Source organism: Streptomyces sp. LHD-70, from assembly GCF_031157275.1.
Classification (GTDB): domain Bacteria; phylum Actinomycetota; class Actinomycetes; order Streptomycetales; family Streptomycetaceae; genus Streptomyces.
In genome coordinates this window covers 1-575 of sequence record NZ_JAVIFW010000062.1, presented here as the reverse complement: position 1 = coordinate 575, position 575 = coordinate 1, and the positions used below count along the sequence as shown (strand labels likewise).

Below are 575 nucleotides of genomic sequence, written 5' to 3'. Positions count from 1 at the left end.
ATGTTTCGACTACGGGGGTCTTACCCTCTACGCCGGACCTTTCGCATGTCCTTCGTCTACATCAACGGTTTCTGACTCGTCTCACAGCCGGCAGACTGTGAAAGAGAGATCCCACAACCCCGCATGCGCAACCCCTGCCGGGTCTCACACGCATACGGTTTGGCCTCATCCGGTTTCGCTCGCCACTACTCCCGGAATCACGGTTGTTTTCTCTTCCTGAGGGTACTGAGATGTTTCACTTCCCCTCGTTCCCTCCACACTGCCTATGTGTTCAGCAGCGGGTGACAGCCCATGACGACTGCCGGGTTTCCCCATTCGGAAACCCCCGGATCAAAGCCTGGTTGACGACTCCCCGGGGACTATCGTGGCCTCCCACGTCCTTCATCGGTTCCTGGTGCCAAGGCATCCACCGTGCGCCCTTAAAAACTTGGCCACAGATGCTCGCGTCCACTGTGCAGTTCTCAAACAACGACCAACCACCCATCACCCACCACATCAAGCAGCGGTTCACTGGGGTCGGCACTGAAGGCAGCCTCTCGGCCGTACCTTCAGACACCCAACAGCGTGCCCGGCAC

General features: G+C 58.6%; 1 rRNA gene. It reads right to left on the bottom strand.

The features are described from left to right. A 23S ribosomal RNA gene (locus RCO28_RS39265) occupies positions 1-433 on the bottom strand; the annotation flags it as partial. Positions 434-575 lie beyond the last annotated feature (142 nt).